Below are 15,328 nucleotides of genomic sequence, written 5' to 3' on the forward strand. Positions count from 1 at the left end.
GTATGTATAAATCTGACATCATGTCACATTTTTTGTCATGGCATAATCATTGACTAATACTAAGCGAGATTTAAAATTAACAAACTATAATTTCCGTGTAAGCGGAAAACTATTAACAAATAAATATTATGAGTAAGATTATTGGAATTGATTTAGGTACAACAAACTCTTGCGTTTCTGTGATGGAAGGTAATGAGCCAGTTGTAATCCCAAACGCTGAAGGTAAAAGAACAACGCCTTCGGTTATCGCTTTCGTAGAAGGTGGTGAAATTAAAGTTGGTGACCCAGCAAAAAGACAAGCGATTACAAACCCTGAAAAAACTGTTTATTCAATTAAGCGTTTTATGGGTAATAAGTATTCTGAGTCTAAAAGTGAAGCAGAACGCGTACCTTATAAGGTTGTAAAAGGTGATAATGACACACCACGTGTAGATATTGATGGCCGTTTATATACACCTCAAGAATTATCGGCAATGATTCTTCAAAAAATGAAGAAAACGGCTGAAGACTATTTAGGTCAATCAGTTAGTGAGGCTGTAATTACAGTACCAGCATATTTTAACGATGCGCAACGTCAGGCTACTAAAGAAGCTGGTGAGATTGCAGGTTTAAAAGTTCGAAGAATTATTAACGAACCAACAGCTGCAGCATTAGCTTACGGTATGGACAAGAAAGGTACAGACCAAAAAATCGTAGTTTTCGATTTTGGTGGAGGTACTCATGACGTTTCTATCTTAGAATTAGGTGACGGTGTATTTGAAGTATTATCTACAGAAGGTGATACACATTTAGGTGGTGATGATGTTGATCAACGTATTATTGATTGGTTAGCAGAAGAATTTATCGCTGACGAAGATATGGACTTACGTAAAGACCCAATGGCTTTACAACGTTTAAGAGAAGCAGCTGAAAAAGCTAAGATTGAATTATCATCTTCAGGTCAAACTGAAATCAACTTACCTTATGTAACAGCTACAGCTTCTGGACCTAAGCATTTGGTACGTACATTAACACGTTCTAAATTTGAGCAGTTAATCGACGATTTAGTAAAACGCACTATTGACCCATGTCAATCAGCTTTAAAAGCGGCAGGTTTAACTAAGAGTGATATTGATCAAGTTATTTTGGTTGGTGGTTCAACTCGTATTCCTGCAGTTCAAGACGCCGTAGAGAAATTCTTTGGAAAAACACCAAGTAAAGGTGTAAACCCTGATGAAGTTGTTTCTTTAGGAGCTGGAATCCAAGGTGGTGTATTAACAGGAGATGTAAAAGATGTTCTTTTATTAGATGTAACACCATTATCTCTTGGTATTGAAACTATGGGTAATGTAATGACAAAGCTTATTGAGGCAAACACAACTATTCCTACTAAGAAGTCACAAGTGTTCTCAACAGCAGCAGATAACCAGCCATCGGTAGAGATTCACGTATTACAAGGTGAGCGTCCAATGGCAGCAGATAATAAAACAATTGGTCGTTTCCATTTAGATGGAATTCCACCAGCAAGAAGAGGTACTCCTCAGATTGAAGTAACGTTTGATATTGATGCTAATGGTATTATCAAAGTTTCTGCAACTGATAAAGCGACAAATAAGTCACAAGACATTAGAATTGAAGCTTCTTCAGGATTAACAGAAGAGGAAATCCAAAAGATGAAAGCAGAAGCTGAAGCAAATGCAGAAGCAGATGCTAAGGCAAAAGAAACTGCTGATAAATTAAATGCAGCAGATGCTATGATTTTCCAAACTGAAAGTCAACTGAAAGAATTTGGTGACAAATTATCTGATGATAAGAAACAACCAATTGAAGCTGCTCTTGAAGAGTTAAAGAAAGCATACGAAACAAAAGATATCGCAGTAATCGATCCAGCTTTAGAAAAAATCAACGAAGCATGGAAAGTAGCAAGTGAAGAAATGTACAAAGCGCAAGCTGAGCAAGGAGCACCACAAGGTGGAGCAACTGACGCAGGTGCTAACGGACAAGCTGCAGATGAGAACAGTGATGTTGAAGATGTAGACTTCGAAGAAGTAAAGTAAGCTAGCTACTAAGCTTCGCTTAACCTTAACTTAACGAAGGATAATATAAAAAACGCAATCATTCATTTGATTGCGTTTTTTGTTTTATGAATTCTTGATCTAACCTTTTATATAGACATAATCACATTTTAACGAATTAATTATCTGTTTTTCATTGATTTAATTAGATTTAGTCAAATCTAAATGTATGAATAAACTTATAATTAATTTTACACCTACAGGAATGATTCCTACAAAAGACATGACTCCGCATGTGCCTGTATCAATTAATGAAATTGTAGAAGATGTTCATCGAGCTTATGAATTAGGTATTACAATGGCGCATATTCACGCTAGAGAAGAAGAGAGTGGTGAACCAACGTATAAAAAGGAAGTTTATGCCGAAATGATATCAGGAATAAGAAAATATGCTCCTGATTTGGTAATTTGTGCATCTTTAAGTGGGCGCAATTTTAATACTTTAGAAAAAAGAGCTGATGTTCTTTCGTTAGAAGGTTATCTTAAACCAGATATGGGAAGTTTGACATTAAGTTCATTAAACTTTAATAAAGTAGCTAGTACAAATGCTCCAAAAATGATTGAAGACTTAGCGAAGACCATGAAAACGAAAGGAATTGTTCCAGAGCTAGAAGTTTTTGATGTTGGAATGATTAATTTTTCGTACTACTTAGTTAAAAAAGATTATATCCGTCCTCCGCTGTATTATAATTTACTGTTTGGAAATATAGCCTGTGCTCAATCTAATTTACTACATACAGGAGTGATGTTAAACGATATTCCTAAGGATGCTTTAGTTAGTATTGCAGGAATTGGTAAATGTCAACTAATGATGAATTCTTTGGCTATAGCTATTGGAAAAGGAGTAAGGGTCGGCTTGGAAGATAATATATGGTATGATGCAGAAAGAACTAGGTTGGCTACAAATACAGAACTTATTGAACGTATACATGTAATAGCAAAAGCCAATAATCGAGAGGTAATGACGCCCACTGAATTCCGGACCACAATGGACATGGAGCCAGGTCATGGAAGATACGGGCGAATTTATAATTAATTTATTGGTATGGAAGGAGATAAAAAAGGAATAAGCTATCGTATTAAATGGTTTTCTAATATAATACAACATGGACTATTTTGGCATGGCGTGAGAAATAATTTAGCCAAAATAGGTTTTGATTTTATGCCGTACTATTGGGTAAAAGAAGCAACAAGTCCATTTGAACCACCCCAAATTAGAGGAAGTAATAAAAATTTTAAGGTTTCAACTTTCGGTGAAGACGAAATAAATTACATTAAAAATACCATTATAGGTATAGAACAAAAAGATTTGTTGTCAGATCTTAAAAATGGTGAAATTTGTATTGGTCTAAAAGATAACGACACCATTGCAGCCTATATGTTCATAAAGTGCAAACCATTCACATTTAGAAAACGTTATTTCAAGTTATCACCTGGAGAAAGTTATTTACATAGTATGTACACTTTTGAAGATTATCGAGGAAAAAATTTAGCTCCATATTTAAGATATCATAGCTATAAACATTTACAAGGTCTAGGAATAGAACATTTCTTTAGTGTAAGTGAATATTTTAATAAGTCCACAATTAAATTCAAAAAAAAGTTAAACTCAGAACCTGTTAAATTATATCTCAGTGTTGTACTCTTTAAAAAGTGGACAAAAAACTTTACACTAAAAAGCTATTAACTTTTGGTCATTATTATTGTTATCATTCATAATTTAACAATACCACTAATACTTTTTATCAAACGATACTCATTGATTAGAAAGTTGTAGCCCATAAAATTTCTCTAAGGTTATAAAACTTATGACATGGATGTTTATTTTTATCTTAATAGAATTTCTACTCAACGAATCACAATTTTATAGTTCAAGAGTTTCTCTCTCAAAGCGATATTTTGAAGTCTTTAAATCCAACTTCAATTAATAGTTTAAGAGTAATGAGTTACTTACAAGAAGATGGCGTTCATTTCTTATCTTCAGTCCTGAGAATTGGTCAGCCAAACAGTCATATAGATAATTTTCATGAAGGAGGTATGGTCTACGGAATAAGGAATGACGGTTTTTTAAAGGAAAAAGGATATACGAAGTATGGCGAGTTTATACTAAAACGAATTCTAATGTTGTTTATAAAATGGTTAAAAGCATACACACTCGAGTTCCCTATTTTAAAATTGTTTCTTGGAATGTAGGTTTTAATAAGAATGAAGATCCGAAATTTATTGAGGTCAACACCTATAATCAGTCAACTGAACTTCATCAAATAGTAAATAGTCCGTTATTTGGAAAATTTACTGGCGAAATTATAGAATTAAGCTTTTAAATTAATTTAATACTTCTTGAAATTATTAATCACCTTCCTTCTTTTACCTGAAGCTAGTGCGGGGATTTCATCAACATAAGTAATATCCACTCTAGCATTGTTACCAAAATCTAATTTTATATCAGCTATCAACTCGTCCTCAAATGCAAAATTATCACCTTTAAGGTTTAATTTGATTTCATATCGATCTTCTTCTTGTTGTATGAATTGATACTGTTTTAATAGATGGTAATATTTATAAAACTTCGTGTATACCACAAAAGATGAGATCATATTCCCACTGGTATCATAAATAAGATCCATTTGACGACCTTCTATTTTAGCAAACTCCATTACACCATTTTTATTTACACCGAATTCAGCAATATCTCCGGTATCATATCTAATTATAGGCATGGCATAATTAAATAAATCAGTTACTACAATTCTTCCAAACTCCCCAGGTTTAGCAGGGATATCACTGTTTAAATTTAATAGCTCAACGTAATAACTCGCATGATTAAGTACAAAGGTATTAGGTGATGAAAGGGTTTGTTGAGCCACAACACCAATTTCTTCACTTGAATATCGGGAAAGCACTACGGTATTTAAATGTTTCCCTAAAGTTGTTTTAGTATAATGATTTAGATATTCAGCATTAGCTATAGCAGATGTTAACCCAACATTATCTAATATAATATTATTATTTTCTAGATACTGAGCTATTAATTCGTAGGCAGAAGCAAAGCCTAACATGGTTTTATCGGATTGTTTATCTAACTTTAATAATTTTAGAAATTGCTGTATTCTGTCGTCAGTTAATCTTGAAATATCGAACTGAACAATGTTCTGCAGCCAAGATTTTAATTTACCTTTTTTATTATGATTTCTCCAAACCTCAAGCTCATATAACCTATTCCCAATTTTAAAATTGGATTGTTTATAGTAATAGATTAGATCTGCATGGTTTCTATTTCGTTTTTCTTGATTTTGATATAAGAGGAAGGGGACTCCTGTAGATCCACTAGTGGAAACTTTAAAATTCTTTTTATCTTTATAAGAACTAGATTTAAAGTTCTCAAAGTCATCTTGAATTACTGTTTTTCTTATCACAGGAAAACTGTGAATATCGTTTAAACCCTTGAACTTTTTATAAAAAGGAGTAGTTTGAGTAACGTGTTTAAGTAAACGCTGAATATGAGCTTTTTGAATTTCTTTCGCTTGTGGGGTGTGAGCATTTTCTAGGCAGAATTCAATATCTTTCAATTGACTTTTGATGGTTTTACCTTTTAAGGCATCTATAAGCCAATAGAAATTGCTACGTATTTTATTAATACTCATATTATTTTTTGTTTAACTCAAATACTTTGAGTCGGCTCCTCTGTGTTTTACCACATCTATTGGATTCCCAAATGCTAATTTTAAATCCCCTATAGACCTTATAACAAGCGATCCAGCACCTATTACCGTATTATTTCCTATTTTAATATTTTGAATTACTGTAACGCTTAAGCAAATAGCTGAACAAAACCCAATTTGAACATTACCTGCAATGGTTGCACGTGAGGCTAGACTAGAAAAGTCAGACATTGTAGAATCATGACCTAAACTTGAAGCCGAATTTAAAATACATAGCTTACCTACTTTAGCATTAGCGTTGATAATTACATTAGCCATTATCACTGTGCCTTCTTCGATTTTTACGTCGCTAGCTAGAATAGCACTAGGATGGATAATAGATGCAAATTTGACGTGAGGCACAAGGTTCTTAATTTTGTTATAGGCTCTATGCCTAGTAAAATTGTCGCCTACAGCTACAACTACAGCGTTTATATCTAATTCTTCAACTAATGCAGGAAGTTGTTCTAGACAACCAAGAATTTTATAACCCTTTATAACTTTACCTATAGGTTTATATGAGTCAATAAAACCTTTTATTGTATAGTTATTATTCTTCTGAACAATATCTATAATCATTTTAGCATGACCGGATGCACCATAAATCAGAATGTTCTCCATTAAATAAAACTACTTTTGAGAGCAATTACCAAAATAGTGATTTAGCTATTGCCTTCCAAATATAGGTAAATTCCTGTTAATCATTATTAAAATAGATTAGGAGACTGTTCTGTTGATATTAATTGAGTCAGTAAAAAATTTAAAGTTAATTTTGTTCTTTTAAACTCTCGATTCAAAAAGCTCATAAATTAAATGAATTTTAATATTCAATTTCCAGAAAATAATACTAAAAACTTAGCGGTAAAACTTAGCGCAAAAGGCGAGCAATTCGTCGTTAAAGGACATCCTTGGGTATTTTCAAATAGTATTGTAAAAATTAATGAGGATGCAAAAACTGGCGACCTCGCTATAATTTTTAGCAAGAATAAGAATAAGGTTATTGGTATAGGTCTGTATGATTCTGATTCGCCTATCCGGATTAAAGTCATTCATAATGCAGAAAATAAAGTAACTATCAATGCTGCCTTTTTTAGATATAAAATTGAATTGGCTTACGATAGACGAGAAGAATTACTAAAGACAAATACGAATAGCTATCGCTTACTTTTTGGAGAGAACGATGGCTTTCCAGGATTAATCGCCGATGTTTATGATAAGGTCTTAGTAGTTAAGCTTTATTCCGAAATTTGGTTACCCTATTTACTACCAATTTTAGAAGGTCTGCAAGAAGTTTCAAGTGCAGAAACTATTGTTATGAGATTAAGCCGAAACTTACAGCAAAGTAAAAATCATAATCTTAAGGATGGAGAAGTTATTTATGGAACCCTTGACAATCCTGTAGTTGAATTTGTAGAACACGATGTTAAATTTTCAGCCAATGTTATTAAAGGCCATAAAACAGGTTATTTTTTAGACCACAGAGCGAATAGACGACGTGTTGGAGAATTGAGCAGAGGAAAAACCGTTTTAGACGTGTTTTCGTATGCTGGCGGATTTTCGGTTCATGCATTAGCGAATGATGCTACCGAAGTGACTAGTTTAGATATTAGCAAACAGGCCTTAGACATGGCTCGGGCAAATGGAAAATTGAATCCATATTCTGGAACTCATAGAACTATTTCTGGTGACGCCTTTCAAGAAATGAAGTCTTTAATTGAAAAAGGAAAAACATATGACGTTGTAGTTATAGATCCACCGAGTTTTGCTAAACAACAGTCAGAAATTGAATTAGCTAAAAAGAAATATGCACAATTAGCGGAGCTAGGAGAGAAGCTAACAGCCAAAAATGGCACCTTAGTACTAGCTTCTTGTTCTTCAAGAGTGACGGCGCAATCATTTTTCGATTTAAACACAGATGTATTAAACTCTAAGCCTCGTCTTTTTGAAACGGTATTAAAAACGAAACACGATATAGATCACCCCATAGCATTTGAAGAAGGCGCCTATTTAAAATGTGCTTACTATCAATTTCTAGAATAAGATATTCCCGTATTATGCTTTTCGAATTTTAATCCAACTACTATGCATGCATAATAATATTTCTTATATTTACCCTTCAAATTTAGTTGAATCAAAATCAACTCAACAGATCTTAACTATGCAAACTAAACTCACAGAATTACTTAATATAAAGTACCCAATTATTCAAGCGCCAATGTTTTTGGTATCTAATGTGGCAATGGTCAAGGAAGCTATGAAGGCTGGAATTGCGGGTTGTATTCCGGCATTAAATTATAGAACTTTAGAAGAATTGCGAGCGGCTATAAATGAATTAAAAGCAGCAAAAGTTGAGGGTGGTTCTTTCGGGTTTAACCTTATAGTCAATAAATCTAACGTAAAGTATAAAGGACAGTTAGAAGTTTTATGTGAAGAAGGTTGTGATTTTATAATCACCTCTTTAGGGAGTCCAGAAGAAACCATAAGACAAGCACATGCGGCAGGCATTAAAGTATTCTGTGATGTAACCGACTTAAGGTTTGCAAAAAAAGTAGAACAATTAGGAGCCGATGCTGCCATTGCAGTAAATAATGAAGCTGGAGGACACAGAGGAAACTTATCTCCTCAAGAATTAACTAGTTTATTAAATAAAGAATTATCCATTCCAGTAATTTCGGCTGGAGGCGTAGGTTGTAAGGCCGATATTGATAAGATGTTAAGTTATGGAGCAGAAGGTGTTTCCGTGGGAAGTCCATTTATTGCATCCATTGAAGCTGGAGTTACCGATGAATATAAACAAGCTTGTGTAGATTATGGTGCGGATGATATTATCATGACAGAACGTATATCAGGTACGCCTTGTACTGTAATTAACACGCCTTATCTTCAAAAGATAGGTACTAAAGCGACTTGGTTGGAAAATCTGCTCAACAAAAATAAATCACTAAAAAAATGGGTAAAAATGGTTCGCTTTTCGATAGGAATGAAAGCCACAGAGAAAGCAGCTAAAAAAGCGACCTATAAAACGGTTTGGGTTGCAGGACCAAGTATAGAACATACTAAAGAAATTCTTCCTGTAAAAGATATTGTTTCCAACTTAATATACTAATACTTAAAAACGATTTACGTTTAGGCAAATAAGTTCTAGAATTTATGTTTACAGTTAAGGCTTAATAGTTTAAAGCTTTAATTTTGAAATGTTTAAATTTAGAATTATGTCCTTACGTAAAATTTTAATCGGCTGCACTCTTATAATCACTGCCTTCTTTGTTGCCTTATATTGGTCTACACAAAGTACAGATCAAATCTACAGCAAATCAATACTGTATAATATAGATGATGCGGAAACCGTCAATTTTAAAGATTATGATTCTGTAGAATTGTCACCAACAGATATTTACAAAGCAGATGAATTAAAGAAGCTTATTCAAGGTAAACAATACCGTGAAGCTTGGTCGGCTAAGGTGAAAGTTCCCATCGTTTTCTTAGATACACTTAAAGGGGGGATGACGATCATAGAAGAAGGTGGTGGCAATCAAACGCACTCCCTAGAAATGCGTGGAGCTGATGGCTTCACCTATAGTTTACGTAGTGTTAATAAAGATACAAGACCTTTAGTACCTAAGTTTTTAGAAATTTTGAAATTGGAGAATATCGTAGTAGATGGTATATCTGCACAGCATCCCTTTGCTGCAATTTTAGCAGCGGAATTAGCCGAAAAAGCTAATGTGCTTCACACGAGTCCACAAATGGTTTTTGTGCCAAAACAATCCCGTTTGGGTGAGTTTAATGAAAAGTTCGGAAATCGACTTTATTTATTGGAGTATGAGACCAAGAGTAAAGTCAATTATACCAAACACAATAATATTGTAGAAATTATAGATACCGATAATCTACAAGAATTAAAACTTGAACTTAAAGATTCTTTACATATCGATGAGCATGCCTTAGTAAGAAGTCGATTGTTTGATATGATTATTGGCGATTGGGACAGGCACACTAAGCAGTGGGCTTGGGCTGTTCAAAAATCAAGCGATGGTTATAAAGCTATTCCTGTTGCTGGCGATCGTGATAATGCGTTTTTCAATATTGAAGGTCTTGTTCCTTCTATTTTATCAAATAAACATGTGGTCAAAGAATTAAGACCATTTAAATCCGATATAGACTATATGGAGGGTTTGGTATATCCTTTTGATAATTATTTTTTATCGCAAACTGAAGAGTCTGTTTTTATTGAAGAGGCAGAAAATTTACAGAACTTACTTAAGGATTCTGAATTAGAATCAGCTTTTGCTGTATGGCCTGAAAATATTCGAAAGCTCGATGAAAAAGAAATTCTAAGTAAAATGAAAGAACGAAGAAACAATATAAAAGATTACGCTATTCAATTCTACAATATCATTCAAAAACAAGGATTGGTCACTGCACCTTTAAAAGGTTCGGAAGACTTGGAATTAAGTAAAGAATTTATAGGATGTTTTGAGTGTGCGAAGGATAATTAGAAATATCAAGTATTCAATAACGTTTAGACTACCTAAATCGCTAAAGATGAATTTGTTTGTAACAAATCTAAATGTTCAACGACATATAAGTAAACAAGTTTAATTAAAAGAAAAACTATTATGATATACAAAGGAGCATTAGTGTTAGGAGGCCTTTTATTAGGAGCTGCAGCAGGCGTATTATTAGCACCGGAAAAAGGAAGTGTTACAAGAGATCGTCTTAAAAAAGAAGGTAAGGATATTAAAGATCAGTTAACTAAAGACTTATCTGAAGTTAAAGACGATTTATCTAAGGCAACAGCCTCAGGACGAGAAAAATTTAGAGAAGACTTTGAGGATATTACGTCTAAAACAAGTTATAAAACAGAAGAGGCTATATCGTTTATTGAAAAGCAATTAGCCATCTTAAAAGAGAAAAATAGAACCCTGCAAAAAACGAGCTAATACGTTTATTTACAGAGGAGATATAAAAAAAAGCTAACCTAAAAAGTTAGCTTTTTTTAATTGTATAAGTGATACTTTCAAATCAAGTTCTCTATAAGTTCAACATTGACTTCATGTTTCCCTTTAAATGGAATAATAGTAATTCGGTCTCCAAAAATTTCACCCACTCTTTTAGATTCTTGTTCAATTCTTTCCTTATTTAAATACTCATCTTCTGTACCGTAAATTAATTTCACTTTCGTGTTTTTAGATAAATATTCAAAATCCTCCGCTATTAATTCCTTAGGTATACCACCAGAATGTAGCACTAACTGACTGCATTGTAATTTTCGCTTTGCTAAATATCGCATAGCAACACTCACACCTTGGGAATAACCCAATACAACTAAATTGATATCATCTGGTAAGTTTTCAGCTTCTAAAACAGCGTCAAAATAATTTATAATATTCTCTGTTCCAGACGCTGTATTGTCTCGTGTCAACCAATTCGCCCCAACGTGCATTTTAGGTTGAATATAGTATTTACTAGGAGCCTGTGGTGCGATAATATAATTTTCTTCAGAATTTAAAGTTTTAAAGTACCTTAGAAAATATCGACTCAAATACCCCATACCATGACAGACAAACCAAACGGTATTGGTTTTCTCTGTAAGCTTATTTAAAGTAGAGTAGGAATTACTCGTTGTGTATGTGATTTCTTTCTCTTGTGAATTCATTATTCCTAGTGGTTTCTGTATCTTTGTTTTCGATTCAAAAATACTATTTTTCTATGCAAATGACTAAAGAAGACGTACTACAAAAAGCTAATGCTGCTAGTAAAAACACCTTAATGGAAACCTTAGATATTGAGATGGTGGACTTTGGAGACAACTTTTTGGTAGCAAGAATGCCAGTAACACCAAAAGTACATCAACCAGATGGAGTTTTACATGGTGGTGCCACAGCTGCTTTGGCGGAAAGCGTCGGTAGTTTTGCTTCTCATATTTTTATAGATACCGAAAAAATGTTTGTTCGTGGTTTAGAAATTACAGCTAATCATTTAAAAAGTGTTAAAGAAGGTTATGTTTACGCCAAAGCAACTTTCCTACATAAAGGTCGAACCACCCAGTTATTAGATATTAAAGTTACCGATGAAGATGATAATTTGATTTCTATTTGCAGACTATCTACTATCTCACTTCCAAAAAAGAAATAAGGAATGGATGTAACATCATTTTTCGATGCTTTAGAGGAACATTATGCCAAAAATCTACCTTTTGTTGTATATCGAAAACCAAATAGTTCGGTTTTAAGGTCTTGGATGCAAAAAGATGCTGAATTGCATAAAACAGATTCGTTTTTAGAAAGCGGATTTGTATTTGCTCCCTTCAACTTAAAAGACAAAAGTATTCTGTTTCCAGTATCTGAATGTGTGATTTCTGAGCTGAATACAGATGTTTTAGAAGTCGAGTTTTCAACACCTTCTGATATTATTTATGATAATAATCATAAAACGCAACACATTAATCTGGTTTCAAAAGGCATAGATGCGATTAAAAAAGGAGGTTTACAAAAAGTAGTATTATCACGATGCGTCACAAAATCTCTTCAAAATAGCAATCCCCTAACGATCTTTAAACGACTTTTCAATACCTATAAAACGGCAATGGTTTATTGTTGGTATCATCCTAAAGTGGGACTTTGGATTGGAGCTACACCAGAATTACTATTTCAAGTAGAAGGCAAACGACTAACAACAATGTCTTTAGCGGGCACGAAATCATTTTATGAGGATTTAGAGATAGAATGGACACCAAAAGAATATGAAGAGCAACAAATTGTAACTGATTTTATCGTCAATCAACTTCAACCTTATTCCAAATCAATAAATGTTTCTGAAGTCGAAACCATTCAGGCAGGAAAACTACTACACTTGAGAACTAGAATTTCAAGTATAATTAGCGATAATTCAGAATTAAAACCAATTATCGAAGCTTTGCATCCAACCCCTGCAGTTTGCGGATTTCCAAAAGATAAAGCCAAAAATTACATCCTTCAGCATGAACATTACGATCGCGATTTCTATACAGGCTTTTTAGGAGAATTAAATTTGAAAACGTTTAAAAGTAGAAATAGTAACCGCCGAAATGTTGAAAATAATGCCTATTCTGTAGTTAAAACAGAGTCTAATTTCTTTGTTAATTTACGCTCTATGCAGCTTCAAGACGAATCCGCTCTTATTTATGTAGGTGGTGGAATTACTAAAGACTCTAACCCAGAACATGAATGGGAGGAAACTGTGAATAAAACATCTACAATTAATGCTGTTTTAAGCTAATTTATATTCTTAATTGAATTTTTTTTAGCCCTTTTTATTAGGTAAATTTGCCCTATATGACGTATTCTAAAATTCCTTTATCCCAAACGGTGGTCACTTTATGTAAGACGCATAATGTGAAACATATTATAATCTCGCCAGGCAGTAGAAATGCACCTTTAACTATAGGATTCACACATGACGACTTTTTTAAGTGTTATAGCATCGTAGATGAGCGTTGCGCAGCATTTTTCGCCATGGGAATAGCGCAACAATTACAAGAACCTGTTGCAGTAGTATGTACTTCTGGTAGTGCTTTATTGAATTATTATCCGGCCATAGCTGAAGCGTTTTACAGTCATATACCACTTGTAGTTTTATCTGCAGATAGACCCGAGCACCGAATAGATATAGGAGACGGACAAACCATCAGGCAAAAAAATGTTTTTGGGAAACACGTTATATATAGTGCTAACTTAAAACTAGACTTAAAAGAAAGTGATAGTACAATGGGTACTGGTGAAATGCCAACGCTTAAAAGTTTAGAACAAAGACTCGAAAGATTTTTAGGAGTTCAAAAAGATATTCAAACTTATAATGAATCTGAAATTCACGACGCTTTAACTGAAGCAAAATTGAATTCAGGACCCGTTCATATCAATATTCCTTTTGATGAACCTTTATATGACACTGTTGCTGAGTTATCAATCAACCCAAAGCCATTCAAAATTCAAAACAGAGAAGATAGAGTGGATGCTTTTGAAATTAAAAGCTTTTTAGATATTTGGCAAAATGCCGAACGAAAAATGATTTTGGTAGGAGTGCTGCAACCTAATACCATTGAAGCTAAATGGATTCAGGAAATTGCAGACGACGATAGTGTGATTGTTTTTACTGAAACAACTTCAAATATACACCATCCTGATTTTTTTCCAGGAATAGATAAATTGATTTCTCCTTTAAATGAAGAAGAATTTAAAGCTCTTCAGCCCGAAGTTCTTCTTACGTTTGGTGGTTTAATCGTCTCGAAAAGAATAAAAGCGTTCTTAAGATCTTATAAACCTAAGTACCATTGCCACGTTGATTTAAATAAAGCGAATGATACATTCTTTTGTTTAGATAAGCATATTAAGTTAAGACCTAATACGTTCTTAGCTGAGTTTCTACCTCAAGTAACTCATCACGCAAAAAGTGATTATAAAACAAATTGGTTAACTGTACGTCAAAAACGTAGAAAGAAACAAGATGAATATTTGAAAGAAATTCCGTTTTCTGATTTTACGGTTTTTAATTCGGTATTAAAAAAATTACCTAAAAACAGTGTGTTACAGGTAGGAAATAGCTCTGCTATACGTTATACACAGTTATTTCAACTTTCAAAAAGCATAGATGTATTTTGTAATAGAGGTACAAGTGGAATTGATGGTAGTACAAGTACCGCGATTGGCTCGGCTGTAGTCGCAAAACAACGTACCACTTTTATTACTGGTGATCTTAGTTTCTTTTACGATAGTAACGCACTATGGAATAATTACATTCCTAATACCTTTAGAATTGTTGTAGTTAATAATGAAGGAGGAGGGATATTTAGAATCTTACCTGGACAAAAAGACACAGGAAATTTTGATTATTTCTTTGAAACGAAACATAAACTAACTGCAAAACAGCTCAGTGAAATGTACGGATTTGATTATGTTATGGCGAAAGACCAACAACAATTAGATGAACAATTAGAATCATTTTATTCTGTTTCCAATCGACCAAGGTTATTAGAGATTTTTACGCCTTCACGTACAAATGATAAGATACTTATAGATTTCTTTAAGTATATAAAGTGATCAAATTCTTAAATATTGTTAAGAAGTGACTTTTTGGTTTTTAATGTGTCAAAAAAGTACTACCTTTCAGCTATTGATGTATAATTTAAAATAAATAATAACATGAGTAAAAGAGATGAACTAATCGCAAAATATGCGGCAGATTTAAAAGACAAATGTGGTGTTAATCCAGATATGGATTTATTAACAAAAGTTACAGTTGGTTTAGGTCCTTCAATTTACAATGCAGATTCATCAACAGTGTCTGGTTCTGACCCAAAAGAATTAGCCACAGTGAAGAATAATTTTTTAATCAAAAAACTAGGATTAAAAGATGGTGCTGATTTAGATAAAGGTATCGATGCAGTAATGGAAACTTACGGTAAATCTAACAGAAATAAGTATAGAGCTGTAGTTTATTATTTATTAGCTAAGCATTTCAAAAAAGAATCTATTTATTCATAAGTAGAAATTATAAAAAAGAAAAAAGCGTTATAACAAGTGAGTTATAACGCTT

Annotated in this window: 14 protein-coding genes and 1 pseudogene; 12 read left to right on the forward strand and 3 right to left on the reverse strand. The window is 33.2% G+C overall.

Going from position 1 to position 15,328, the window contains the following annotated elements:
• Positions 1-128: 128 nt before the first annotated feature.
• The 4 genes and pseudogenes from dnaK to DFQ11_RS05875 all read left to right on the forward strand — a co-directional run.
• Positions 129-2,036: a molecular chaperone DnaK gene (dnaK, locus tag DFQ11_RS05860; RefSeq protein ID WP_110474940.1), complete on the forward strand. Its 1,908-nt coding sequence runs from the start codon at positions 129-131 to the stop codon at positions 2,034-2,036.
• A gap of 187 nt (positions 2,037-2,223) precedes the next feature.
• Positions 2,224-3,090 (forward strand): BKACE family enzyme, encoded by an 867-nt coding sequence (locus DFQ11_RS05865; protein WP_110474941.1) that lies wholly within the window; start codon positions 2,224-2,226, stop codon positions 3,088-3,090.
• A gap of 9 nt (positions 3,091-3,099) precedes the next feature.
• Positions 3,100-3,741, forward strand: coding sequence for a GNAT family N-acetyltransferase (locus tag DFQ11_RS05870; RefSeq protein ID WP_110474942.1), 642 nt, complete (start codon positions 3,100-3,102; stop codon positions 3,739-3,741).
• A gap of 176 nt (positions 3,742-3,917) precedes the next feature.
• A pseudogene (locus DFQ11_RS05875) lies at positions 3,918-4,247 on the forward strand (sugar-transfer associated ATP-grasp domain-containing protein); the annotation flags it as partial.
• Positions 4,248-4,384: 137 nt separating this feature from the next.
• On the opposite strand, the gene DFQ11_RS05880 reads toward DFQ11_RS05875, so the two are convergent.
• Positions 4,385-5,698 (reverse strand): acyl-CoA synthetase family protein, encoded by a 1,314-nt coding sequence (locus DFQ11_RS05880; protein ID WP_110474944.1) that lies wholly within the window; start codon positions 5,696-5,698, stop codon positions 4,385-4,387.
• Positions 5,699-5,710: 12 nt separating this feature from the next.
• Positions 5,711-6,376: an acetyltransferase gene (locus DFQ11_RS05885; RefSeq protein WP_110474945.1), complete on the reverse strand. Its 666-nt coding sequence runs from the start codon at positions 6,374-6,376 to the stop codon at positions 5,711-5,713.
• Between the two features lie 192 nt (positions 6,377-6,568).
• On the opposite strand from DFQ11_RS05885, the gene DFQ11_RS05890 reads away from it, so the two are divergent.
• The 4 genes from DFQ11_RS05890 to DFQ11_RS05905 all read left to right on the forward strand — a co-directional run bounded on the left by DFQ11_RS05890 (position 6,569) and on the right by DFQ11_RS05905 (position 10,698).
• Positions 6,569-7,795 carry a class I SAM-dependent rRNA methyltransferase gene (locus DFQ11_RS05890; protein ID WP_110474946.1) on the forward strand — a complete coding sequence of 409 codons (1,227 nt, stop codon included), beginning with the start codon at positions 6,569-6,571 and terminating at the stop codon, positions 7,793-7,795.
• Between the two features lie 46 nt (positions 7,796-7,841).
• A complete protein-coding gene (locus DFQ11_RS05895; protein WP_308425343.1) occupies positions 7,842-8,861 on the forward strand; it encodes an NAD(P)H-dependent flavin oxidoreductase in 1,020 nt (339 codons plus the stop codon).
• Between the two features lie 106 nt (positions 8,862-8,967).
• The gene (locus DFQ11_RS05900; RefSeq protein ID WP_229791263.1) at positions 8,968-10,254 is read left to right on the forward strand and encodes a hypothetical protein; all 1,287 of its coding nucleotides are present in this window, start codon (positions 8,968-8,970) and stop codon (positions 10,252-10,254) included.
• Positions 10,255-10,374: 120 nt separating this feature from the next.
• Positions 10,375-10,698 carry a YtxH domain-containing protein gene (locus tag DFQ11_RS05905; protein ID WP_110474947.1) on the forward strand — a complete coding sequence of 108 codons (324 nt, stop codon included), beginning with the start codon at positions 10,375-10,377 and terminating at the stop codon, positions 10,696-10,698.
• Positions 10,699-10,775: 77 nt separating this feature from the next.
• Here the strand turns inward: DFQ11_RS05905 and DFQ11_RS05910 are convergent, their stop codons facing one another.
• On the reverse strand, positions 10,776-11,414 hold the full coding sequence (locus DFQ11_RS05910) for an alpha/beta hydrolase (protein ID WP_110474948.1): 639 nt from the start codon (positions 11,412-11,414) through the stop codon (positions 10,776-10,778).
• A gap of 53 nt (positions 11,415-11,467) precedes the next feature.
• On the opposite strand from DFQ11_RS05910, the gene DFQ11_RS05915 reads away from it, so the two are divergent.
• The 4 genes from DFQ11_RS05915 to DFQ11_RS05930 all read left to right on the forward strand — a co-directional run bounded on the left by DFQ11_RS05915 (position 11,468) and on the right by DFQ11_RS05930 (position 15,276).
• Positions 11,468-11,893, forward strand: a complete 426-nt coding sequence (locus DFQ11_RS05915; protein WP_110474949.1) for a PaaI family thioesterase — start codon at positions 11,468-11,470, stop codon at positions 11,891-11,893.
• Positions 11,894-11,896: 3 nt separating this feature from the next.
• Positions 11,897-13,015, forward strand: a complete 1,119-nt coding sequence (locus tag DFQ11_RS05920) for a chorismate-binding protein (protein WP_110474950.1) — start codon at positions 11,897-11,899, stop codon at positions 13,013-13,015.
• Positions 13,016-13,071: 56 nt separating this feature from the next.
• Positions 13,072-14,832, forward strand: a complete 1,761-nt coding sequence (menD, locus tag DFQ11_RS05925; protein ID WP_110474951.1) for a 2-succinyl-5-enolpyruvyl-6-hydroxy-3-cyclohexene-1-carboxylic-acid synthase — start codon at positions 13,072-13,074, stop codon at positions 14,830-14,832.
• Between the two features lie 102 nt (positions 14,833-14,934).
• Positions 14,935-15,276, forward strand: a complete 342-nt coding sequence (locus DFQ11_RS05930) for a DUF2853 family protein (RefSeq protein ID WP_110474952.1) — start codon at positions 14,935-14,937, stop codon at positions 15,274-15,276.
• Positions 15,277-15,328: the final 52 nt, after the last annotated feature.

Origin of the sequence: Winogradskyella epiphytica, assembly GCF_003217215.1 — a bacterium.
GTDB classification, from domain to species: domain Bacteria; phylum Bacteroidota; class Bacteroidia; order Flavobacteriales; family Flavobacteriaceae; genus Winogradskyella; species Winogradskyella epiphytica.